This window comes from Amycolatopsis tucumanensis (assembly GCF_021654135.1).
Lineage (GTDB): Bacteria > Actinomycetota > Actinomycetes > Mycobacteriales > Pseudonocardiaceae > Amycolatopsis_E > Amycolatopsis_E tucumanensis.
This window is the reverse complement of sequence record NZ_JAKGSD010000090.1, coordinates 1-20,621: the sequence shown is the minus strand read 5'-3', so window position 1 is coordinate 20,621 and position 20,621 is coordinate 1. Positions and strand designations below refer to the sequence as shown.

The window sequence follows — 20,621 nt, the reverse complement described above, 5'->3', positions numbered from 1 at the left end:
TCACCTTCCGACCACCCCCGCCCCCGATGCCTGATTGTGTTTCAGTCGCCGAGCAACGGCGTCAAGGCGGGAAAGCGTGCCTTGACCCCGCTGATCGGCGACTAAAGATCGGCTGTGGATCGGGGGCGGGGGAGGTCTGGTTGGGGTGGTCGGCTTGCTTCCGTTGCCGGGCGGCGGTTGTTGGGTGGGGCTTGTTTTGCATCTGGTTGAGTGAGTTTGGGGTGCGTGCGGGTGACGTGGTCACGCTGCGCGATCCCGGTCGTCAAGATCTTGATCAACGGGCGAAGGCCTTGTTCATCAGATGCGGGTCTCAAGTCCGCACTCGAATTCGCCACGTGAGCGTTGGAAACCGTCGTCTTCGGGCGCCGAGTGGTGGGAGATCAACACGGCGGGTACGCATTTTCCTGACAGGTCCACCGAGGCCAGGAGGTAGGGAGATGTTAGGCAAATTCGCCCGGATCATCGCTGTGGCGGTGGCCGGCAGCGTGCTGGCGGTGTCCGGGGCAGGCGTCGCCGCGGCTGGGGGCAAGGGGACGTCCAGCACGCAGGCCGCCGCGGAACAGGTCCTCCAGCTGCGTGACCAGCTCGCCAGGGCGGCCTACGCCGGAGACGTGCCGGCCACCCAGCGTTCGCTCGGCCAGATGAGCCCGGTGCTCGGCGACCTCGCCGCGGGGCAGAAGTACACCATCCAGTCCGACGCGCAACAGGCCGCCGCCACCGGCAACGACTACGCCGCCGAGGCGAGCCGCATCCTGGCCGATCCCTCGAAGGCGGGCGAGGTCCGCCAGTTGCCTCCGGTGCCGGACATCCCGGACCTGCCGCCGCCGCTGAACATCGTCAGCAACCTGCTCAAGAATCTGCTCAAGACAGTGACGGGCCTGCTCGCGTCGCTGCTCGGCTCCGCTCCGCCGCTCCCGGTTCCGGTGCCGGTTCCGGTGGCCTGACAAGCAATCCGGCAGGGGGGACCGGGATCCGATGTGGACGTCCACATCGGATCCCGGTCTTTTTACGCCCGCAGTCCGACTCGCAGCGCGCCGGCCGCCTCCGAGGTCGCCTCCCGGAACCGCCTGCCGACGCCGAGGAAGTTGACGTAACCGTGGATCAGGTCGCGCTGGCGGCTCAACGTGACCGGCACACCCGCGTCCCGCAGCTTGGCCGCGTACTCCTCGCCCTCGTCGCGCAACGGGTCGAACCCGGCGGTGGCGATGTAGGCAGGCGGCAGCCCGGTGAAGTCCTCGGTGAGCAGCGGCGACAACCGCGGATCGGTGCGGTCCACGCCCGCCGGCGCGTAGTGGTCGATGAACCACGTCATGTCGGTGTCGGTGAGGAAGAAGCCGCTGCCGAAGATGTCCCGCGACCGGCGCCGCGTGCTCGCGTCCACGCCGGGGTAGAGCAGCAGCTGGAACGCCGGTGCCGGGCCGCCTCGCGCGGTCGTCACCTGGGCGGCCACCGCCGAGAGGTTGCCGCCCGCGCTGTCCCCGCCCACCGCGATCCGGTCCGGGTCCACGCCCAGGTCGGCCGCCTTCGCGTGGGCGTAGTCGAACGCGGCGACGGCGTCCTCGGGCGCCGCCGGGAACGGGTGCTCGGGCGCGAGCCGGTACTCGACCGACAACACCCGCACGCCCGCGTGCTTGGCGAAGTAACGCGCGGTGTTGTCGTGGCTCGCGCGGCTGCCCACCACCCAGCCGCCGCCGTGGAAGAACACCAGCAGCGGCGACGGCGACGGCAGCCCGTCCGGCACGTAGAGCGTCGCCGGGAGCGGGCCGTGCTCGGCCGGGATCACGATCTCCTGCGTGCGCACCGGCTCGATCGGCTTGCCGCTGACCAGGGGGCCCGAGTCGATGATCCGCTGCCGGGCGACTTCTGGCGTGCCCGCGCTCATGGTGACCCGGTTCAGCTGCTGGAGCCGAAGCAGCAGCTGGGCGTCCAGCGCCAGCTCCTGCCCGTCCAGCCGGATCGGGCGCCCGGCGATCAACCGGCGCAGGGGCTCCGGGAGCCCGAAGATCAGTTGAGCCGCGACGGCTTCGGCGCGGCTCCGCAGTGAGGTCGCCATGGGGACAGAGGTTACTCACGGGTAGGCGAGTTGGGTAGGTGTGACGGCCGCCTCCGTCCCAAATGCTGGTCCTCCACTTAGGTGGAGGGGTTAGCCTCGAACGCGTGACTAGTGCGGCGGTCAATGTGGTCGGTATCGGCGGTTCCCTGCGCCCGGGCTCCCAGTCCGAGCGCGCCATGCGCATCGCGCTGGACAGCGCGGCCGCGGCCGGGGCCGAGACGCTCGCCCTGACCGGCGACGACCTGGTGCTGCCGTTCTACGACTCCGCGATCACCGAGCGCACCCCGCAGGCGGTGCGCCTGGTCGAGGCGATCCGCCGGGCCGACGGGCTGGTCATCGTCTCGCCCGGCTACCACGGCGCGTTGTCCGGGCTGATCAAGAACGCCCTGGACTACGTGGAGGACCTGCGGCCCGACGAGCGCCCCTACCTGGACGGCCGCGCGGTCGGGCTCGCCGCGGTCGCCTACGGCTGGCAGGCCGCGGTGACCACCCTCGACCAGCTGCGCACCATCACCCACGCCCTGCGCGGGTGGCCGACGCCACTCGGCGGGTCGATCAACTCCGCCGAGGTCAAGTTCGACGAGGTCGGCGGCGCTTCCGAGGAGAAGGCCGTGCGGACGCTGCAGCTGATCGGGCGGCAGGTCGTGGACTTCGCCCGCCGCCGCTAGAGGATTCGTCCTCCCGGCCACGGGGTATCCACCCGCTGACACCTGCCGTCGGCGGAGGGGAACACGTGGAACCGGTCTACACAGCGGTCGCGACCGCCCGCGGTGACGGTCGGAACGGGGAGGTCACCTCCTCCGACGGCGTCATCGACGAACGCCTGGCCGTGCCGAAGGAGATGGGCGGGCCGGGCGGCGAGATGACCAACCCGGAGCAGCTGTTCGCCGCGGGCTACGCCGCCTGCTTCCACAGCGCCCTGCAGCTCGTGGCGCGCAAGGCCGACGTGGGGGTGGACTCCTCCGCCGTCACCGCCGAGGTCGGCATCGGCCGCAACGGCGACGGCCTGGAACTGGCCGTCAAGCTCGTGGCCCACCTGCCCGGCCTGGAGCAGGACAAGGCGGGCGAACTTGCGGCGCAGGCCCACCAGGTGTGTCCTTATTCTCGCGCCACCAGGGGAAACATCCAGGTCGAGATCACCGCGACGACCTGACCAAGAGTTGTCGACAAGGAGGATTTTTTCGATGGCGAACGCACCCATCCAGAGCCCGCTCAGCCCGGCTGACAAGGAAATCACCGGTAACGCGCTGCAGGCAGCGCTGGTCGACCTGGTCGACCTGTCGCTGATCGCCAAGCAGGCGCACTGGAACGTCGTCGGGTCGAACTTCCGCAGCGTCCACCTCCAGCTCGACGAGCTGGTGAGCACCGCGCGGAACTACGTCGACGAGGTCGCGGAGCGGGCCAACGCGATCGGCATCTCGCCGAACGGCAAGGCCAAGACGGTCGTGGAGAGCTCCGGCCTGCCCGACTACCCGGACAACTGGCAGAGCGTCGAGTCCACGATCGAGAACATCGTGGCGATCCTCGCCGACCTGATCCAGCGCATGCGCAAGCGCATCGACGAGACGGACAAGAGCGACCTGGTCACCCAGGACCTGTTCATCGAGATCACGCACGAGCTGGAGAAGGCCCACTGGATGTGGCAGGCGCAGACCGCCTGACCCGAATTCACGAACGGGCCCCGGAATGCGCTCCGGGGCCCGTTTTCCGGGCTAGATTCGGCTCATGGTGCTGCACGCGGGCAAACAGGGAGCCGACGACCGGCCGGGCGGGAGCAACCCGCTGCACGCGGTGACGAATCCGGCGCTGGCGGCGACCTACACGCCGCCCCGCAGCCGGCTGAACGAGGAGACCCTGCCCGCCGACACCGCGCTGCAGGTGGTGCGGGACGAGCTGATGCTCGACGGGAACGCGCGGCTCAACCTGGCGACGTTCGTCACCACGTGGATGGAGCCGCAGGCGCGCGAGCTGATCGCCGACTGCGCCGACAAGAACATGATCGACAAGGACGAGTACCCGCAGACCGCGGAGCTCGAGCGCCGCTGCGTGAGCATCCTGGCCGACCTGTGGCACGCGCCGGACCCGGAGGCCGTCATGGGCTGCTCCACGACCGGCTCGTCCGAGGCGTGCATGCTCGCCGGGATGGCGCTCAAGCGGCGCTGGAGCAAGCTGGGCCGGACCGGCAGGCCGAACCTGGTGATGGGCGCGAACGTCCAGGTCTGCTGGGAGAAGTTCTGCGAGTACTGGGAGGTCGAGCCGCGGCTGGTGCCGATGGAGGGCGACCGCTTCCACCTCACCGCCGAGGAGGCCGTCGCGCGCTGCGACGAGAACACGATCGGCGTGGTCGCGATCCTCGGCTCCACCTTCGACGGCAGCTACGAGCCGGTCGCGGAGATCGCCGCCGCGCTGGACCGGGTGCAGTCCGAGCGCGGCTGGGACATCCCGGTGCACGTAGACGGCGCGTCCGGGGCGATGATCGCGCCGTTCCTCGACGCGGACCTGGAGTGGGACTTCCGCCTGCCCCGGGTCGCCTCGATCAACACCTCCGGGCACAAGTACGGACTGGTCTACCCCGGCGTCGGCTGGGTGTTGTGGCGGGACCGCGACGCGCTGCCGTCCGAGCTGGTGTTCAACGTCAACTACCTGGGCGGCGACATGCCGACGTTCGCGCTCAACTTCTCCCGGCCGGGCGCCCAGGTGGCGGCGCAGTACTACAACTTCGTCCGCCTCGGCCGCGAGGGCTTCCGGGTCGTGCAGCAGGCCTGCCGGGACGTGGCGACCCGGCTGGCCGACCGGATCGCCGGGCTCGGGCCGTTCGAGCTGCTCACCCGCGGCGACCAGCTGCCGGTGTTCGCGTTCACCACCCGTGACGACGTGACCGGCTTCGACGTGTTCGACGTGTCGCGGCGGCTCCGGGAACGCGGCTGGCTCGTGCCCGCCTACACGTTCCCGGAGAACCGCACCGACCTCGCCGTGCTGCGGATCGTCTGCCGCAACGGCTTCACGCACGACCTGGCCGACCTGCTGGTCGAGGACCTGCAGCGGGTCCTGCCCGAACTCGCCGAGCAGGACCGGCCCCAGCACAAGCCCGCCACCAGCACGGCCTTCCACCACTAGGCCAGGCCGACCGCCTTCATCGCGAAGTGCACCTCGGCCGCGGTCTGCTTGATCGTTTCGGCGATCACCAGCGAACCGTGGCCCGCGTCGTAGCGGTAGAACTCGTACGGCAGGTCCCGCTTGGCCAGCCGCTCCAGGTAGTTCTCGATCTGCCGGATCGGGCAGCGCGGGTCGTTGTCGCCGGCCAGCACCAGCAGCGGCGCCTTCACCGCGTCCACGTACGTGAGCGGCGAGCACTCCTGGTACACGGCGGGCACGTCCTCCGGTGACCCGCCGAACAGCGCCCGGTCGAACTGGCGCAGCTGCTCCATCTCGTCCTCGTAGGCGGCGACGTAGTCGGCCACCGGCACGCTCGCCACCCCGGCCGCCCACCGGTCCGGCTGGGTGCCCACGGCGAGCAGGGTCAGGTAGCCGCCCCAGGAGGCGCCCGAGACGACCATCCGCGCCGGGTCGCTCAGGCCGCTGGAGACGGCCCAGTCGTACACCGCGGCGACGTCCTCCAGTTCGGTCAGGCCGGGGCGGCCCTCGATCGCGTCGCGCCAGGCCGAGCCGTAGCCGGTCGAGCCGCGGTAGTTGACCTCGACGACGGCGAACCCGGCGTCCAGCCACACCGCGCGGTAGGCGGAGAAGCGGTCCTCGTCGGCCGCGTGCGGGCCGCCGTGCAGGGTGAACACCGTGGGCAGCGGCCCGTCCGGCGCGTTCAGAGGGCGGGCGACCAGCGCGTGGATGCGGCCGCCCGCGCCCTCGACGAACGCGTCGGTGACCGGCGCCGAACCGGGCGCGGGGTCGCCGGGCGGGGTGAGCAGCACGGTGTCGGCGCCGTCGGTCGCGCGGGCCCGGATGACGGCCGGCTCTGCGGCGCTGGACCAGGAGTACTCGATCGTGCCGTCCGGGCGGACCCCGGCGCCGCCGATGCGCCCGGGAGGCGTGTCCACAGCGGACAGTTCGCCGGTGGTCAGGTCGTAGCGGTACAGGCTGCTGCGTGCCTCGTGGAAGTGCACGACGAGCAGCGCGTCGGCCTTCGGGTACCAGGTGGCGACGACCTCGCCGGGCAGGCCGAGGTCCAGCTCGCGCTCGGTGTCCGCGGCGACGTCCCAGATCAGCAGCTCCTCGCGGCCGCGGCGCTCGTGCAGGACGAGCAGCCGCTGGTCGCCGGCGACGGGCGAGAACTCCAGCGGCGTGAGGCCCTTGCCCTCGCCGTCCCACTTGTCGGCGACGGTGTTGAAGCCCGTGGTGTCCAGGACGCGGACCGCGGGGTGGCGGGAGTCGCCGTGCTCGGCGTGCGAGATCGCGAGCAGCGTCTCGTCGCGGGACAGCGCGGCGATGCCGGCGTCCTGCTCATGGGAGTAGAAGCGGGTGGTCTGCCCGTCGCGGGTGGCGAACAGCTCGCTGCCGTCGTCGGTGGAGACGCCGCTGGCGACGATGCGGTGGCCGATCTCCAGCCCGGCCGGGTAGCCGGCGTGCACGCCGGGCAGGGCGGGCTCGGCGGGGCCGCCGTCGAAGGGCTGGCGCATCCAGGTGCCGAACTCGTCGCCGTCGGTGTCGTTGAACCACCAGATGGCGCTGCCGTCGGGCGAGGTGGTGGCGTGCAGGGTGCCGTTGGGGCGGTCGGTGACCTGGCGGTGCTCGCCGGTGGCGCGGTCCCAGGAGTAGACCTCCCAGACGCCGCTGGCGTTGGAGACGTAGATGTTGCGGTCCGGCGCGTCGAGGGACCAGTCCGGCACCGACACGCGCGGGGCGTGGAACCGCGCGCGCCAGCGGGCCTCGGCCTCGGGGTCGTCGAAGAGGCGGTCGGGGATGTTCGCGGGCGGGTGCTGAGTGGTCACCCCTCGATCCTGCCAGCTCCTGCCCGTACCGTGTGCGTGTGCTGGAGGGATACGCGCCCGGGTTCGAGCAGGACGCGCTGTCGGTCATGGCGTCACGCACCGCAGCCGACCGTGCCGAATACGTGTTGCGACTGCTGCGGCCGGGCATGCGGGTGCTCGACGTGGGGTGCGGACCCGGCACGATCACCGCGGGCTTCGCGACGATCGCCGGACGGGGCAACGTGCTGGGCGTGGACCGCGAGCCGGGCCAGTTCCCGGAATCGTCCAAAGTGGAGTTCATGGCCGGGGACGTGTACGCGTTGCCAGTGGCGGACGAGAGCGTGGACCTGGTGTTCGCGCACGCGTTGTTCGAACACCTGGCCCGTCCCGTGGACGCGCTGGCGGAGATCCGCCGGGTCCTGCGCCCCGGCGGGACGGTCGCGCTGTCCACTTCGGACTGGTCGCGCGCCCGCCTGCGCCCCGGCACCGCGAACGTGGCCGCGGCCTTACGCGGTCACTACCTGTTGAGACGGCGAGCCGGCGGCGACCCGTTCGCCGGCAAGCACGTCGCGTCGTGGGTGGCTTCCGCCGGTTTCCGCGACATCCGCACGCACGGCCGTTTCCGCTCGGACATGAGCTACCGGCAGCTGGCGCGTTACGTGGAGGCCCGCCTGGACGCCGCCCTGAGCGCCTCCCCGCTGGAGCGGGACCAACTGGCCTCCGCCGCACGCTCAGCCTGGGCCTGGTCCCACGGCGGCGACGGCGAATTCGCGCAGTACTGGGTTGAGCTTTTGGCGGTCAAGTAGCCGCTACGCGGGTTCGTGGAGGGCGCCGGCTTCGCTCCGCTACGCCCCGGCACCCCCACCTGCCCCGATCTCGATTGTTCGATTGGCGGGGCGTCGCGTCAAGGCGGGAAAGCGTGCCTTGACCCAACACCCCACCAACCGAAGAAGGCTGGGGATCGGGTCCGGAGGGGGTGTGGTTGGTGGAGTGGGCCCAGCCACGCACACGGCCGCCGGTATGGAGGTGGTGCGCGCCCACGGGCGCGGATGTCGCCCCGCGACACGCGCCACACGCGACGCGCGGCACCCGATCTCCCCGCGCTTCGCCGCGGGGGGTCCAGGGGGCTTGCCCCCTGGCGGGGGTCTGGGGGTTCGACCCCCAGAGAACACAAAGGAAGATCCCCTGTCCGCCTTATTTCGGCGGACAGGGGATCTCCGGATCTTCCGTCGGGGTGGCGGGATTTGAACCCACGACCTCCTCGACCCGAACGAGGCACGCTACCAAGCTGCGCCACACCCCGATGTACTGCTTAGCGGGTCGAAGAAGAGTTTAGCGGATGGCGCGGGGGGATTTGCGGGGGGTGGCCTTGGTTGTGTTCGCCGTGGTCCGGCCGCGTTCTACCAGGGTCAACAGCGTTGCTTCGGGTGGGCAGGCGAAGCGGGCCGGGGCGTAGGGGGAGGTGCCCAGTCCGGCGGAGACGTGGAGCCACATGTGGGCGCCCCAGCGGGAGGCGCCTCGCGCGCGGCTGCGGTCCAGCTCACAGTTGGTGACGAGGGCGCCGATGCCGGGGATGCGGAGCTGGCCGCCGTGGGTGTGGCCGGCCAGGACGAGGTCGTAGCCGTCGGCGGCGAAGGGGTCGAGGATGCGTGGTTCGGGTGAGTGGGTGACGCCGAGGCGGAGGGTGGCGGGTTCGGCGGGGCCGGCGATCTCGCCGTAGCGGTCGCGGCGGAGGTGGGGGTCGTCGAGGCCGGCGGCGAACACCGTCTGCCCGGCGACGGTGAGGGTGTGCCGGACGTGGGTGAGGTCCTGCCAGCCGTGTTCCAGGAAGGCGGCCCGCAGGTCGCGCCACGGGAGTTTCCGGCCGTGGATGCGCTTCTTCTTGCCGCGGGGCATGAGGTAGCGGGCGGGGTTCTTGGGTTTGGGCGCGTAGTAGTCGTTGCTGCCGAACACGAACAGGCCGGGCCGTTCGAGGAGGGGGCCGAGGGCGCGCAGGACGGCGGGCACGGCTTTGGGGTGGGCGAGGTTGTCGCCGGTGTTGACGACCAGGTCGGGTTCGAGCCGGTCGAGCGCGGCGACCCAGCGTTGTTTGGCCTGCTGCCCGGGGAGCATGTGCAGGTCGGAGATGTGCAGGACGCGCATCGGCTGGGCGCCGGGCGCCAGTACGGGCAGCTCGGCGGTGCGGAGCACGTAGTGCCGCCGCTCGATGCCGGAGGCGTACCCGAACGCGGCGGCCCCGAGAGCGACCGTCCCGGCGGCGAGGCGTTTGGCTGTCAGCTTCTGGCTGTCACGGACCGTGCTCACGCAGCCCAGGATACGGGTCGGCGGGGTGCCCCGGGCACCGGCGAGTGCCCGGGGCGGTGCGTCAGCGGACCCGTTCGTAGCGCGGGTCGGACGGCGGTAGCGGCAGGATCGGGTCGTTGGGCCCGAGGATCTTGCTCACCGCGCCGAACCAGGTGCGCGCCGGGGTTTTGCCACCGAACATGTTGCCTTCGCCGCAGGTGTAGACGTTGCCCGGACCGCCGTCGCAGAGGCCGCCGCTGCCGCCTTCCGGCCGGAAGACCATCGCGGCGCCGGCGAGCTGCGGGGTGCCGCCGATGAAGGCCGCGGAGCCGTTGCTCTGGGTGGTTCCGGTCTTGCCGATCATCGGCCGGTTCCAGCCGACCTGGGCGGCCGCCGCCGCGGCGGTGCCGCCGGGCAGGTCGTCCTTGCTCATGCCCTGGGCCAGGCTGTTGGCCGCGGCCTCGTCCATGACCCGCTCGCACGGCTGCTCGCTGATCGGGATGGGCTTGCCGTCGCGGTCCTGCACCTGCGCGATCGGCGTCGGCGGGCACCACACGCCGCCGCTGAGGATGGTCGCCGCGACGTTCGCCATTTCCAGGTTGCTGGTCGCCGACACGCCGAGGGTGAACGAACCCTGGCCGGGCGATTTGTCCGTCGGCCCGAAGAACGCGGTCTGCGTCTTGTTCTCACCGGCGTTCTTCGACTCCGGCTTCACCGTGCCACCACCGAGGTTCCGCGACATCGTCTCGCGCAGGCCGAGCTTGCTGGCCATGTCGACGATCGGCCCCATGCCGGTGCGCTCCTCGAGGATGACGAACGCCGTGTTGGGCGAGGTCTGCAGCGCCTGCTGCAGCGTCATCGTCCGCGTGCCGCCCTCGTAGTCGGTGGCGTTGCCCAGGCAGTACGCATAAGTCCCTTGCGCCACGAGCGGGCACCGCCCCCTGGCGCCACCGGTGAACACATTGGACACGTAGAAGTTCGGCACCTCGATGGTGTCGTAGATGCCCATCACGCGGTTCTGGATGGCCGCCGCCGAGGTGAAGATCTTGTAGCTCGACCCGGCGCCACCGGTGTTGTAGACGCCCGACGGCAACGCGTACGTCGTCTGGCCCGCGCTGGCGTCCGTGCCGTAGTCGCGGTTCGCGGCCAGCGCGACGACCTCGTGCCGGTTCTTGCCCGGCCGCACCAGGGACAGCACGTTCGCCACGTTCTTCTGCGTCTTGCTGACCTGCGTCTGCGCGGACATCTTCGCCTCGTGGTTGGCGCGCTGGTCCATCGTCGTGCGGATGGTGTAGCCGCCGGTGTAGAGGTCGTCCTTGTCCATGCCGTGCGACAGCAGGTAGTCCTCGACGTACTGGCAGAAGAACCCGTTCTCCGGCCCGGCGCCGACGCAGTTGGACGCGGGCTTGGACGGCCCGCCCGGCACGACGCCCAGCGGCTCGGTCTTCATCCGCTCGGCGTCCGCCTTGGACAGCTTCAGGTTGTCCACCATGCGGTCCAGCACCAGGTTGCGGCGCTCGGTGGCGCGGTCCGGGTGGCTCCACGGGTCGTAGAACGGCGGGTTGTTGACCATGCCGGCGAGCAGCGCGGCCTGGGTGACCGACAGCTTGTCCGCGGTGGTGTTGAAGTACGCCTGCGCGGCCGCCCCGACGCCGTAGATCTTGCGCGAGAACTCGACGACGTTGAGGTAGCTGGTGAGGATCTGGTCCTTGCTCATCTGGTTCTCGAGCTGGATCGCGATCCGCGCTTCCTTCAGCTTGCGGGCGATCGACTGCTCCTGGGCCTTCTGCTGGCCGACCGGGTCGTCCCGGTAGATCACGTTGATGAGGTAGTTCTTCACGTACTGCTGGGTGAGCGTCGAGGCGCCCTGGGTGTCGCCGCCCGCGCTGTTGCTCAGCGCGGCGCGCAGCGTGCCCTTCCAGTCCACGCCGTGGTGCTCGTAGAACCGCCGGTCCTCGGTGGAGACCAGGGCCCACTTCATGGCCTCGTTGATCTCGTCACTGGCGGTGGGGATGCGGTACTGGTCGTACAGCGTGGCGATCTGGTTGCCCGCCGAATCGGTGATCGTGGTGACCAGCGGCGGCGGGACGTTCGCGAGTTCGGCGGACATGCTGTCGACCGTTTCGCTCGCCCTGTTGGAGGCCACCCCCGCGGCGCCGACCACGGGGAACAGCACCCCGGCGACGAGGATTCCCGCGAGCAGGCACAGGCCGAGCAGTTTGAACAGACCATCCGTCTTGCGCACATTGCCAGAGTAGTGGGAACCGGCGTCACCCCGCCGCGCCGCGTCGCCTGAATACCACGGGAACGCCGGGCTCGCGACGTATTCCGGTAACGAATTTCCATCGGGCTCTTGGCGGCGGGAACCGTCGGCCTCTACAGTCCGTCAACGTCTCACGTAGTGCGGAGCCGGGGAGGCTCCGGGTGAGCAGGCACATCACGAGGGGAGCTTGGGGGATGGAATCCACACCACAGAGCTGGCGCGTCCGCGCCCTCTGCCGGGACGCGGATCCGGATGAGCTGTTCGTGCGGGGAGCGGACCAGAACCGGGCGAAACTGGTCTGCATGGGGTGCCCGGTGCGCACCGAATGCCTCGCCGAGGCGCTGGACAACCGCATTAGCTTCGGCATCTGGGGAGGGATGACCGAACGGGAACGCCGAGCCCTGCTGCGACGGCGCCCCGAGGTGGAATCCTGGTCGGAGCTGCTGGACTCCGCGCGGAAGGACTTCGTGGAGGCGTCCTAGGACGCCAGCCGTTCGCCGATTTCCCGGAGTCCGCCGATGTCGTGCACGTCGCTGGGGAGCGCGGGCACCTCGACGAGGGGGACTCCGGGATGGGCGCGCGTGAAGCGCGCCAGCAGCCGCTTCTCGCGTTCCGCCAGCGCCACCCGGTCGGCGTGCAGCTGCAGCACCGCGGTGGCCAGCGGGGCGGTCGACTCCAGCTTCTCGGCGGCGGACAGCGCCGCCGTCGCCGAGAGGTCCGCCAGCACCGGGTGGGTCCGGTTCGCGACCAGCCCGGCCAGCGGCATGCTCTCACCACCCAGCCGCTCGACGAAATAGCTCGCCTCGCGCAGGGCGTCCGGCTCCGGCGCGGCCACCACCAGGAACGACGTGCCCTCCGAGCGCAGCAGCTCGGCGGTCTTGCGGGCGCGTTCCCGGAACCCGCCGAACATGCTGTCGAAGGCCTGCATGAACGCCGACGCGTCGGCGAGCAGCTGGCCGCCGATGATCGTCGACACGGCCTTCGCGAAGATCGAGAACCCGGTGCTGACCACCTTCCGCAGACCCCAGCCGCCGGCCTTCGCGGGGCCGGTGAGCAAACGGATCATGCGCCCGTCGAGCGCGCTGGACAGCCGGTTCGGCGCGTCCAGGAAGTCCAGCGCGGACCGGCTCGGCGGGGTGTCCACGACGATCAGGTCCCACTCGTCGGTGGCCGCGAGCTGGCCCAGCTTCTCCATCGCCATGTACTCCTGCGTGCCGGAGAACGACGTGGAAATGGTCTGGTAGAAGGGGTTCGCGAGCAGCGCTTCGGCGCGTTCCGGACCGGCGTGGGTGCGCACCATGTCGTCGAAGGTGCGCCGCATGTCGAGCATCATCGCCCACAGCTCGCCCTTGGGCTCGAAGCCGGCGACCGACACCTGCCGCGGGTGGTTGCCCAGCTCCCGCAGCCCGAGCGCCTGCGCCAGCCGCCGCGCCGGGTCGATCGTGAGCACCACCGTCTGGCGGCCCCGCTCGGCCGCGCGCAACGCCAGCGCCGCGGCGGTGGTGGTCTTGCCCACCCCGCCGGAACCGCAGCACACGACGATCCGCCTCGTCGGGTCGTCGATCAGCGCGTCGACGTCGAGCCGCTCGGTCATCAGCGCACCCCTTGGTCGGTCAGCGACTCCGCGAGGTCGTACAGCGCGGCGAGGTCGATGCCGCCGGACTCCTCCGGCAGCTCCAGCGTCGGCAGGTCCGCCTCGGCGAGCTGCTCCCGCGCCCGCTGCTCGGCGGCGAGCCGGATCGCGTGCTCGACGGTCTCCGCGACCAGCGCGTCCATCGTGGCGTCCGGCAGTTCGAGCCCGGCCGAGGCCAGCCCGCTGCGCACCCGCGAGGCGTCCACCCGCCCGTCCGCGGCCGGCGAGATCGACCGGGCGGGCAGCCGCGGCGGCCGCACCCGGTTGACCAGCACGGCGCCCGGCCGCAGGTCGGCGCCGTCCAGCTCGGCCACCGCCTCCACGGTTTCGCGCACCGGCATCTCCTCCAGGAGGGTCACCAGGTGCACGACCGTCTCCTCGGAGTGCAGCAGCCGCACCACGCCCTCGGCCTGGCCGCGGATCGGGCCCGCCTTCGCCAGGTCGGTCAGCGCCTTGGTGACGTCGAGGAACTTGACCACGCGACCGGTCGGCGGCGCGTCGACCACGACCGCGTCGTAGACGTGCCTGCCGTCCGGGCCGGTCCGCCCGACGCACTCCTTGATCTTGCCGGTGAGCAGCACGTCCCGCAGGCCCGGCGCGAGCGTGGTGGCGAACTCGATCGCCCCCATCCGGCGCAGCGTCCGGCCCGCGAAGCCCAGGTTGTAGAACATCTCGAAGTACTCGAGCAGCGCCGCTTCCACGTCGATGTGCAGCGCCCGCAGCTCACCGCCGCCGGGCACCGCCGCGATCCGCTGCTCCGCGTACGGCAGCGGCTCGGTGTCGAAGAGCTGGGCGAACCCCTGCCTGCCCTCGACCTCGACCAGCAGCACCCGGCGTCCGTGGCTGGCCAGCGCGATCCCGAGTGCCGCGGCCATGGTCGTCTTGCCGGTGCCGCCCTTGCCGGTGACGAAGTGCAACCGGGCGCGGGCGAGCTCGTCGGTCCATCCGGCCAGGGGTGTGCTCACACGATCCAGCGTAAGCCAGCGATCACGCTGCCGCCGCGAGGAGAGCTTCCCATCACCACTAGATTGGCCCCCATGAGCGCCACGAAGTGGGAGTACGCCACGGTTCCGCTGCTGATCCACGCGACCAAGCAGATCCTCGACCAGTGGGGCGAGGACGGCTGGGAGCTGGTCACCGTGCTGCCGAACCCGAGCGGGGAGCAGCACGTCGCCTACCTCAAGCGGGCCAAGGCATGAGGGAGCTTGCGACCGAATCATCGAGCACCATGCTCGCCGACGTGGTGCTACTGCCGCGGCTTGCCGCGTCCGGAGAGGAGGCGGCATGAGCTGGGGCGACCGCCTGGCCGAACTGGGGATCGAGCTGCCGGGCGTCGCCGCGCCGGTGGCCGCCTACGTGCCTGCCGTGCGCAGCGGGTCGATGGTCTACACGTCGGGCCAGCTGCCGTTCGTCGGGGGCGAGCTCGCCGCGACCGGCAAGGTCGGGGCCGAGGTCAGCCCGGAGGAGGCCAAGCGCCACGCCCGGACCGCGGCGCTGAACGCGATCGCGGCGGTGGACGCGCTCGTCGGTCTCGAGTCGATCGTCCGGATCGTGAAGGTCGTCGGGTTCGTCGCGTCCGCGGAGGGCTTCACCGGTCAGCCCGCCGTGATCAACGGCGCGTCGGAGCTCTTCGGCGAGATTTTCGGCGACGCGGGCGCGCACGCCCGCTCGGCGGTGGGTGTGGCCGAGCTGCCGCTGGGGGCACCGGTCGAGGTCGAACTGATTGTCGAGGTGAGCTGATGGACCCGGACATCGAGGCCGCGTGCCACGAGCTGTTGCTGCGGCTGGCCGGGCGGATGCCCGACCGGCTGCTGTGGCGCTACCGGGACTGGCTGGGCGAGGGCGCGATGTCGACCTTGGCTCGAACGTTGCCGCGCACGTTGCTCAAGCACAACATCGATCTCGACCAGCCGGAGTATCGCCTGCTCGTGGCGGGCCTCGTGCCCCACGGCGCGGACTGGCACCAGGTGAGTTCGACCCTGGGGGTGGACGAGGTCGGCGAGAACCGGTACACATTCACCCCGAGTGCACCCGATCAGGTGAACTCGGTTGACTCGGTGTCCGCGCTGGTCCACGCCACCCTGCGGGGTCGGCCGGACGTCGGCGAGGTGCGGCAGAGCTGGCGTCAGCGCACGGGGGAGGAATCCAAGCGCGTGCTGTTGATCACGGCCCTGTCGGGGCTGCCGAGGCTGACCGGGGAGCTGCAGCGGGTCCTGCGGGTGCTGGGGGACGAGGAACCCAGCGTCGAGGTGATGCCGCCGCGGTTCGAGCTGCCGGAGTACCACCAGGCCGCACTGGCGAGCTCCGAGCTCGTCTGCGTCGGTGCGGTGGACACCGGGAACCGGCTCGTCGCCGCGTAACGGCACTCCTGCCGAGCTGGAGGGAGAAAGTCAGATGGTGGACGTCCACGACGGGATCGCGGGCGACGGGTTCGCGGTGCCGTTGCGCCTGCACAACCTGTTGCTGGGTCTGGCAGGACGCCTGGACGACAGCCTGCTGTCGGAGGCGCGCGAGCTGATCGCGCGAGCGCGCCTCGACGAGGCCGCCGAGCTGACCACGGGCGCGCTGATCGCGGGCAGGCTGCCGGTCCGCGAGGCGGAGCGGCACGAGCTGGCACTCGTGCTGGAGCTGACGCGGTCCGACGCGACGCTCGCCGACCAGCTGGTGGTGAACGACCCGGAGGCCGAGACCGGCGTCCTGCACCGCTTCACCGGTGACAACCAGCCCGAGCACGGTATCGCCGACGCGCTCGACCGCACCCTGCAGGTGCTGCCGGACCTGCGGTCGGTGCACGCGGTGTGGCGCAACACCCCGGCCGGCAGCGTGCCGGGCCCGCTGCCGCAGCGCGTGGTGCTCGTCGAGATCGGCCCGGAGGGCAACCCGCCTGCCGCCGCGTACCGCATCGACGCCGCTCTGCGGCGCGCCGGGATCCGGTCGGTCGTCGAGGTCACCGGGCCGTCCACCGAGCGCTCCCGCTACCACGAGCAGGCGCTCACCGCGGCCACCGCGGTGTGGCTCTCCGGCGGGGCCGTCCCGTCGTCCGCTCCCACGGCGCCGGCGCAGCGCCAGGGCTCCGGCCGTCACGTGGCGCACGCCACGGTCGCGGCCGGGGACGAGCCCGAGGAGCCCGAACCTCCGGCCGCGGAGGAGACCACCACCACCGAAGCGGCAGCGGAAACCGAGCCCACCGAGGTCGTCGCGTCCCCGAGCGGGCCGGGTCACGTGTTCAAGCCGCGCGAGGAGGGCCCCGAGCCCAGCCGCGTGGAGAACACGATGGACATGACGTCCGAGGAGGTCGCCCAGCTGCGGGCGCAGCTGGCGGCGGAGGACGGCGAGAAGCCCAGAGCCGTGGCCTCGGCGACGATCGGCCCGGGTGAAGTGATCGAGATCCCGGAGCTCGACCTCAACGACCCGCAGCTGTCCGAGCGCGACCGCCAGCTCCTGCGTGAGCTGCACGCCGAGCTCGCCGAGCGGGAGCGCGCCGAGGCCGCCAAGGTGCGGGCGAACGGTTCGAGCCGGTCCGAGGACGACCCGCGCTGGGTCGACGGCTTCTCCGGCTCGTGATTCCCACGTAAGTTGCGTCATGTGGTGCAACTTGATTTCCGGATCCCGGGGAGCATGAACTTCTCCGTCGCGGAGCCGGCCGAACCGGCCGTGCCCCGCGACGCGGCGACGGTGCTGTTGCTGCGGGACGGCGTGAACGGTCTCGAAGTCTTCCTCCAGCGGCGCGTGGCGGCGATGGCGTTCGCCGCGGGCATGACGGTCTTCCCCGGTGGCGGGGTGGACCAGCGCGACGCCGACGCGACGATCGCCTGGGCCGGTCCGCCCGCCGCGGACTGGGCCGGCTGGTTCAACGGGACCGAGCAGGTCGCGCGCGCCCTGGTGTGCGCGGCGGTGCGGGAGACCTTCGAGGAGTCCGGGGTGCTGCTGGCAGGCACCGCGGACGAGGTCGTCACCGACACCGCCCGGTACGCGGGCGCGCGGGACGAGCTGGTGTCGCGGGAGCTGTCGCTGGCCGGCTTCCTGGCTCGCGAGGGGCTCACCCTGCGCTCCGACCTGCTCCGCCCGTGGGCGCACTGGATCACCCCGGTGCAGGAGAAGCGCCGCTACGACACCCGCTTCTTCGCCGCGATCCTGCCCGCGGGACAGGACGCCGACGGCAAGACCACCGAGGCGGAGTCGTCCGGCTGGTGGCGGCCTGCCGACGCGCTGGCCGACGCCGAGGCAGGCCGCAGCATGCTGATGCCGCCGACCTGGCACACGCTCACCGAGCTGGCCTCGTTCGGCACCGCCGCGGAGGCGCTGGCCGCGGAGCGGACGGTCGAGGCGATCATCCCGAAGCTGATCCGCGAGGGCGACGTGATCCGGGTGGTCGCGGAATGAGCCACCCCGCCTACGGCGTGCGCCGCGAGGTCTCGCCTTCCGCGGCTGTCGTGCTGGAGAACAACCCGTCCACGATGACGCTGGACGGCACGAACACCTGGATCCTGCGGGCGCCCGGCTCGGCCGAGTGCGTGATCGTGGACCCCGGGTACGAGGACCTCGATCACCTGCCGCTGCTCACCGAGCAGGGCCCGGTCGCGATGATCCTGCTCACCCACCACCATCCCGACCACACCGAGGGCGCGCCGTGGCTGGCCGAGCGGGTGCAGGCGCCGGTGCGGGCCTTCGACGCGGCCCTGTGCCGGGACGCGGACCCGTTCGCCGACGGTGACGTGATCTCCGCGGCGGGCCTGGACATCGAGGTCCTGCACACGCCCGGCCACACCGACGACTCGGTGTGCCTGCGCGTCGGGGACCAGGTCCTGACCGGCGACACGATCCTCGGTCGCGGCACCACGGTGCTCACCGACCTCGGCTCCTACCTGGACTCCCTGCGGCGGCTGGTCGACCTGCCGTCCGGGCTGCTCACGCTGCCCGGCCACGGCCCGGAGATGGCCGACCTGCGGGTGATCGCGCAGGAGTACCTGGACCACCGCGAGCAGCGGCTGGACCAGGTCCGGGCGGCGCTGGACAAGCTGGGCGCGGACGCCACCGCGCGGCAGGTGGTGGAGGTCGTCTACGCCGACGTCGACCGGGCGCTCTGGGCGCCGGCCGAGCACAGCGTCAAGGCGCAGCTGGAGTACCTCAGGAGAGGTTGACGCGGCTTGCGTGGCGGTGCGGGTGGCGGAACCTGAGGCGGCCCCTGGCTGTGGGATCGCCTTCTCATGTATGCCGATACACCACGTCGGCGCTGTCCTCGCCAGGAACCTCCCACCCGTCGCCCACCGCCACCCTCAACGGACGCGCTCCGCGCGGCTCTGCCCGTTCAGACCCGCGGCGGTGTCAGCGCACGGCCCACTCCAAGCGGCTCCGCCGCTTCGAAATCCGCTCTAACCGGACTGCGTGAGGTCGGTCCGCGCCGCCAGCTCGGTGACCACTTCGAGCAGGCGGCGCAGGGCCGGCTTGTCCGCGTCCGGCAGCCACAGCACCTGCGTGGAGGCCTGCTCACCGGCCAGCGGCACGAACACCACCCCGGTGCGGCGCAGGCTGTGCGCCGAGCGGGCCAGCCGGGACACCCCCACCCCGGCGGCCACCAGGCCGAGCAGGTTCTGCACGCTGCCGGCCCGCTGGACGACGTTCGGCTCGTAGCCGGCCCGCCGGAAGTCCTCGTCGTACTTGCGGTGCCACGGCGGCCACGAACCGCGCTCGGTGAGCACCCACGGCTCGTCCGCGAGGTCGGCGAGCGTCAGCGACGCGCGATCGGCCAGCGGGTGGCCCTCCGGCAGGACGGCGCACACCTCCTCGACGGCCAGCGTGCGCGCGGCGAGCCCGTCCACCAGCGGCGGACGGCTGAACGCGGCGTCGTATCGGCCGTCGCGCAGCCCGTCGACGAGGGTGGCGACCGAGGTGTCCTCGGTGGTCAGCCGCACGTCCGGATAGCGCTCGCGGAAGGCCCGCACGACCGGCGGCAGCAGGTAGTTCGCGGTGCTCGCGAGGAAGGCCACCGTCAGCTCGCCCACCTCGCCGCGCCCGGCCCTGGCGAGGGTCGTCACGGCCTGTTCGGCGCGGTCCAGCACCGCCTTCGCCTCCGGCAGGAACTGCCGTCCGAGGTCGGTGAGGCGGGTGCCGCGGCTGTCCCGGTCGAGCAGGCGGGCGCCGAGGCTGCGCTCCAGCACGGTGATCTGCTGCGACAGCGACTGCTGCGCGATCCCGAGCCGCCTGGCGGCGGCGGTGAAACTCAGCTCGTCGGCGACCGCGACGAAGTACCGCAGTTGTCGCAGCTCGGGAAGCCTCACAGGTGTTGACTGTAGCCGCGGGCGGAAACGCGTGTTGGACGCTCCGGGTGATCTTGGTGAGGCTGGTGGCATGACGAGGACGGAACGGGTTTGGCTGATCACCGGGTGCTCCGCGGGTTTCGGGCGGGAGCTGGTCCGCGCGGCGGTGGCGGCCGGGGACAGGGTGATGGCGACCGCGCGGCGGCCCGAGCAGCTGGCCGACCTCGCCGGCGACCGGGTGCGCACGCACGCGCTCGACGTGACGGACCCGGCACAGGTGGCGGAGGCCGTGCGGGCGACGCTGCGCGAGTTCGGCCGCATCGACGTCGTGGTGAACAACGCCGGTCACGGGTCGGTCGGCGCGGTCGAGGAGTTCACGATGGACGAGTTGCGGTCGGTGATGGAGGTCATGTTCTTCGGCGCGGTCGCGGTCACCAAGGCGGTGGTGCCGCACCTGCGTGAGCAGGGCAGCGGCGCGATCGTGCAGATCAGCTCGATTGGCGGGCAGCTGTCGATGCCCGGGTTCGGCGCCTACTGCGCGGCGAAGTTCGCGCTGGAGGGGATGTCCGAGGCGCTGGCCGCGGAGGTCGAGCCGTTCGGGGTCCGGGTGCTGATCGTCGAGCCGGGCGCGTTCCGCACCGAGTTCGGCGGCGCGCGGATGCACCGGTCGCGGGAGATCGAGGCCTACCGCGACCTGCCGACCCGAGCCGCGGTGGACACCATGGACGGCACGCAACCCGGCGACCCGGCGAAGGCCGCGCAGGCGATCGTGCGGGTGCTGGACGCCGAAAAGCCCCCACTGCGACTCGCGCTGGGCGCGGACGCGGTGGAGGCCTTGCGCCGCAAGCACGCCGCACTGCGCGCCGACCTCGACACGTGGGAAGAGGTCAGCCGCTCGACGGCGCTCTAGGCGTCGTGACTCGTGAGGTCGTGGACGAGCAGCGGTGCCATCGGGGTGCGGTGTTTCTCGCCGGGCAGCTCGGGCTGGTGGCCCCCACCGTCGGCCGTGTCCTGTGTCGTCATCGGGTGCCGCCGCCGGTTCACCAAACCCGGCTGTCCCTGGACGAACGGCGAAGCCGCACCCTGCTCCGAATTCGCCTACGCCCTGGCAGCCTTACCCCCCTGAGCATCCGCAACGTCTCAGGTCACGGCGCTCTAGTGTCTTGAGTCGTTAATTCGGTGCCAGGCTAGGTTGTGGTGATGCCGAGTC

At 71.5% G+C, this 20,621-nt stretch carries 21 protein-coding genes and 1 tRNA gene; 14 read left to right on the top strand and 8 right to left on the bottom strand.

What is annotated here, in order from left to right; translation table 11 throughout:
• Positions 1-437 precede the first annotated feature (437 nt).
• Positions 438-944, top strand: a complete 507-nt coding sequence (locus L2C96_RS42450; RefSeq protein ID WP_027936205.1) for a hypothetical protein — start codon at positions 438-440, stop codon at positions 942-944.
• A 62-nt stretch (positions 945-1,006) separates the two neighbouring features.
• On the opposite strand, the gene L2C96_RS42445 is transcribed toward L2C96_RS42450, so the two are convergent.
• Complete coding sequence (locus tag L2C96_RS42445; RefSeq protein WP_020420304.1) at positions 1,007-2,053, bottom strand: alpha/beta hydrolase; 1,047 nt, start codon at positions 2,051-2,053, stop codon at positions 1,007-1,009.
• Positions 2,054-2,178: 125 nt separating this feature from the next.
• Between L2C96_RS42445 and L2C96_RS42440 the strand changes: the two genes are divergently transcribed.
• The 4 genes from L2C96_RS42440 (at position 2,179) to gad (ending at position 5,170) form a co-directional block, all read left to right on the top strand.
• Complete coding sequence (locus L2C96_RS42440) at positions 2,179-2,721, top strand: NADPH-dependent FMN reductase (RefSeq protein WP_020420305.1); 543 nt, start codon at positions 2,179-2,181, stop codon at positions 2,719-2,721.
• Positions 2,722-2,786: 65 nt separating this feature from the next.
• Positions 2,787-3,206, top strand: a complete 420-nt coding sequence (locus L2C96_RS42435) for an organic hydroperoxide resistance protein (RefSeq protein ID WP_020420306.1) — start codon at positions 2,787-2,789, stop codon at positions 3,204-3,206.
• A gap of 31 nt (positions 3,207-3,237) precedes the next feature.
• Positions 3,238-3,714 (top strand): Dps family protein, encoded by a 477-nt coding sequence (locus tag L2C96_RS42430; protein ID WP_017985518.1) that lies wholly within the window; start codon positions 3,238-3,240, stop codon positions 3,712-3,714.
• A 64-nt stretch (positions 3,715-3,778) separates the two neighbouring features.
• Complete coding sequence (gad, locus tag L2C96_RS42425) at positions 3,779-5,170, top strand: glutamate decarboxylase (protein WP_020420307.1); 1,392 nt, start codon at positions 3,779-3,781, stop codon at positions 5,168-5,170.
• On the opposite strand, the gene L2C96_RS42420 is transcribed toward gad, so the two are convergent.
• Positions 5,167-6,996, bottom strand: coding sequence for a prolyl oligopeptidase family serine peptidase (locus tag L2C96_RS42420; protein WP_237340091.1), 1,830 nt, complete (start codon positions 6,994-6,996; stop codon positions 5,167-5,169). The genes gad and L2C96_RS42420 overlap by 4 nt on opposite strands.
• Positions 6,997-7,034: 38 nt before the next feature.
• Between L2C96_RS42420 and L2C96_RS42415 the strand changes: the two genes are divergently transcribed.
• Positions 7,035-7,781 (top strand): class I SAM-dependent methyltransferase, encoded by a 747-nt coding sequence (locus L2C96_RS42415; RefSeq protein ID WP_237340090.1) that lies wholly within the window; start codon positions 7,035-7,037, stop codon positions 7,779-7,781.
• Between the two features lie 423 nt (positions 7,782-8,204).
• On the opposite strand, the gene L2C96_RS42410 is transcribed toward L2C96_RS42415, so the two are convergent.
• The 3 genes from L2C96_RS42410 to L2C96_RS42400 form a co-directional block, all read right to left on the bottom strand.
• Positions 8,205-8,278 (bottom strand) — tRNA-Pro (locus tag L2C96_RS42410).
• Between the two features lie 29 nt (positions 8,279-8,307).
• Positions 8,308-9,279 carry a metallophosphoesterase gene (locus tag L2C96_RS42405; protein ID WP_020420310.1) on the bottom strand — a complete coding sequence of 324 codons (972 nt, stop codon included), beginning with the start codon at positions 9,277-9,279 and terminating at the stop codon, positions 8,308-8,310.
• A gap of 61 nt (positions 9,280-9,340) precedes the next feature.
• Positions 9,341-11,503: a transglycosylase domain-containing protein gene (locus L2C96_RS42400; protein WP_237340089.1), complete on the bottom strand. Its 2,163-nt coding sequence runs from the start codon at positions 11,501-11,503 to the stop codon at positions 9,341-9,343.
• Between the two features lie 212 nt (positions 11,504-11,715).
• Between L2C96_RS42400 and L2C96_RS42395 the strand changes: the two genes are divergently transcribed.
• On the top strand, positions 11,716-12,003 hold the full coding sequence (locus L2C96_RS42395; RefSeq protein WP_020420312.1) for a WhiB family transcriptional regulator: 288 nt from the start codon (positions 11,716-11,718) through the stop codon (positions 12,001-12,003).
• Here the strand turns inward: L2C96_RS42395 and bagB are convergent.
• Positions 12,000-13,115, bottom strand: a complete 1,116-nt coding sequence (bagB, locus tag L2C96_RS42390) for an ATPase BagB (protein ID WP_237340088.1) — start codon at positions 13,113-13,115, stop codon at positions 12,000-12,002. The genes L2C96_RS42395 and bagB overlap by 4 nt on opposite strands.
• Positions 13,115-14,119 (bottom strand): ATPase BagA, encoded by a 1,005-nt coding sequence (gene bagA / locus L2C96_RS42385; RefSeq protein WP_017985510.1) that lies wholly within the window; start codon positions 14,117-14,119, stop codon positions 13,115-13,117. Before bagA ends, bagB begins: the two co-directional genes overlap by 1 nt.
• A 72-nt stretch (positions 14,120-14,191) precedes the next feature.
• On the opposite strand from bagA, the gene sp36 reads away from it, so the two are divergent.
• The 6 genes from sp36 (at position 14,192) to L2C96_RS42355 (ending at position 18,295) form a co-directional block, all read left to right on the top strand.
• Positions 14,192-14,353 (top strand): Sp36 family protein, encoded by a 162-nt coding sequence (sp36, locus tag L2C96_RS42380; protein ID WP_017985509.1) that lies wholly within the window; start codon positions 14,192-14,194, stop codon positions 14,351-14,353.
• 85 nt (positions 14,354-14,438) lie between these two features.
• A complete protein-coding gene (locus L2C96_RS42375) occupies positions 14,439-14,894 on the top strand; it encodes a RidA family protein (protein WP_017985508.1) in 456 nt (151 codons plus the stop codon).
• Positions 14,894-15,514: a hypothetical protein gene (locus tag L2C96_RS42370; protein WP_017985507.1), complete on the top strand. Its 621-nt coding sequence runs from the start codon at positions 14,894-14,896 to the stop codon at positions 15,512-15,514. Before L2C96_RS42375 ends, L2C96_RS42370 begins: the two co-directional genes overlap by 1 nt.
• 34 nt (positions 15,515-15,548) lie before the next feature.
• Positions 15,549-16,718 carry a hypothetical protein gene (locus L2C96_RS42365; RefSeq protein ID WP_020420314.1) on the top strand — a complete coding sequence of 390 codons (1,170 nt, stop codon included), beginning with the start codon at positions 15,549-15,551 and terminating at the stop codon, positions 16,716-16,718.
• 54 nt (positions 16,719-16,772) lie between these two features.
• Positions 16,773-17,537 carry an NUDIX hydrolase gene (locus tag L2C96_RS42360; protein ID WP_237340087.1) on the top strand — a complete coding sequence of 255 codons (765 nt, stop codon included), beginning with the start codon at positions 16,773-16,775 and terminating at the stop codon, positions 17,535-17,537.
• Complete coding sequence (locus L2C96_RS42355) at positions 17,534-18,295, top strand: MBL fold metallo-hydrolase (protein ID WP_237340086.1); 762 nt, start codon at positions 17,534-17,536, stop codon at positions 18,293-18,295. The genes L2C96_RS42360 and L2C96_RS42355 overlap by 4 nt, the downstream gene beginning before the upstream one ends.
• Before the next feature lie 231 nt (positions 18,296-18,526).
• Here L2C96_RS42355 and L2C96_RS42350 read toward each other — a convergent pair whose 3' ends face one another.
• On the bottom strand, positions 18,527-19,432 hold the full coding sequence (locus tag L2C96_RS42350) for a LysR family transcriptional regulator (RefSeq protein WP_020420317.1): 906 nt from the start codon (positions 19,430-19,432) through the stop codon (positions 18,527-18,529).
• 70 nt (positions 19,433-19,502) lie between these two features.
• Here L2C96_RS42350 and L2C96_RS42345 point away from each other — a divergent pair, with 70 nt between their 5' ends.
• Positions 19,503-20,321 carry an oxidoreductase gene (locus L2C96_RS42345; protein WP_237340085.1) on the top strand — a complete coding sequence of 273 codons (819 nt, stop codon included), beginning with the start codon at positions 19,503-19,505 and terminating at the stop codon, positions 20,319-20,321.
• Positions 20,322-20,621 lie beyond the last annotated feature (300 nt).

Bases quoted from the DNA above. Each gene is read 5' to 3' on its own strand.
- L2C96_RS42430 (WP_017985518.1), top strand. From the start codon at position 3,238: ATGGCGAACGCACCCATCCAGAGCCCGCTCAGCCCGGCTGACAAGGAA.
- L2C96_RS42360 (WP_237340087.1), top strand. From the start codon at position 16,773: ATGAACTTCTCCGTCGCGGAGCCGGCCGAACCGGCCGTGCCCCGCGAC.
- L2C96_RS42445 (WP_020420304.1), bottom strand. From the start codon at position 2,053: ATGGCGACCTCACTGCGGAGCCGCGCCGAAGCCGTCGCGGCTCAACTG.
- sp36 (WP_017985509.1), top strand. From the start codon at position 14,192: ATGAGCGCCACGAAGTGGGAGTACGCCACGGTTCCGCTGCTGATCCAC.
- L2C96_RS42395 (WP_020420312.1), top strand. From the start codon at position 11,716: ATGGAATCCACACCACAGAGCTGGCGCGTCCGCGCCCTCTGCCGGGAC.
- L2C96_RS42345 (WP_237340085.1), top strand. From the start codon at position 19,503: ATGACGAGGACGGAACGGGTTTGGCTGATCACCGGGTGCTCCGCGGGT.
- L2C96_RS42370 (WP_017985507.1), top strand. From the start codon at position 14,894: ATGGACCCGGACATCGAGGCCGCGTGCCACGAGCTGTTGCTGCGGCTG.
- L2C96_RS42450 (WP_027936205.1), top strand. From the start codon at position 438: ATGTTAGGCAAATTCGCCCGGATCATCGCTGTGGCGGTGGCCGGCAGC.
- L2C96_RS42365 (WP_020420314.1), top strand. From the start codon at position 15,549: ATGGTGGACGTCCACGACGGGATCGCGGGCGACGGGTTCGCGGTGCCG.
- bagB (WP_237340088.1), bottom strand. From the start codon at position 13,115: ATGACCGAGCGGCTCGACGTCGACGCGCTGATCGACGACCCGACGAGG.
- L2C96_RS42355 (WP_237340086.1), top strand. From the start codon at position 17,534: ATGAGCCACCCCGCCTACGGCGTGCGCCGCGAGGTCTCGCCTTCCGCG.
- L2C96_RS42375 (WP_017985508.1), top strand. From the start codon at position 14,439: ATGAGCTGGGGCGACCGCCTGGCCGAACTGGGGATCGAGCTGCCGGGC.
- gad (WP_020420307.1), top strand. From the start codon at position 3,779: ATGGTGCTGCACGCGGGCAAACAGGGAGCCGACGACCGGCCGGGCGGG.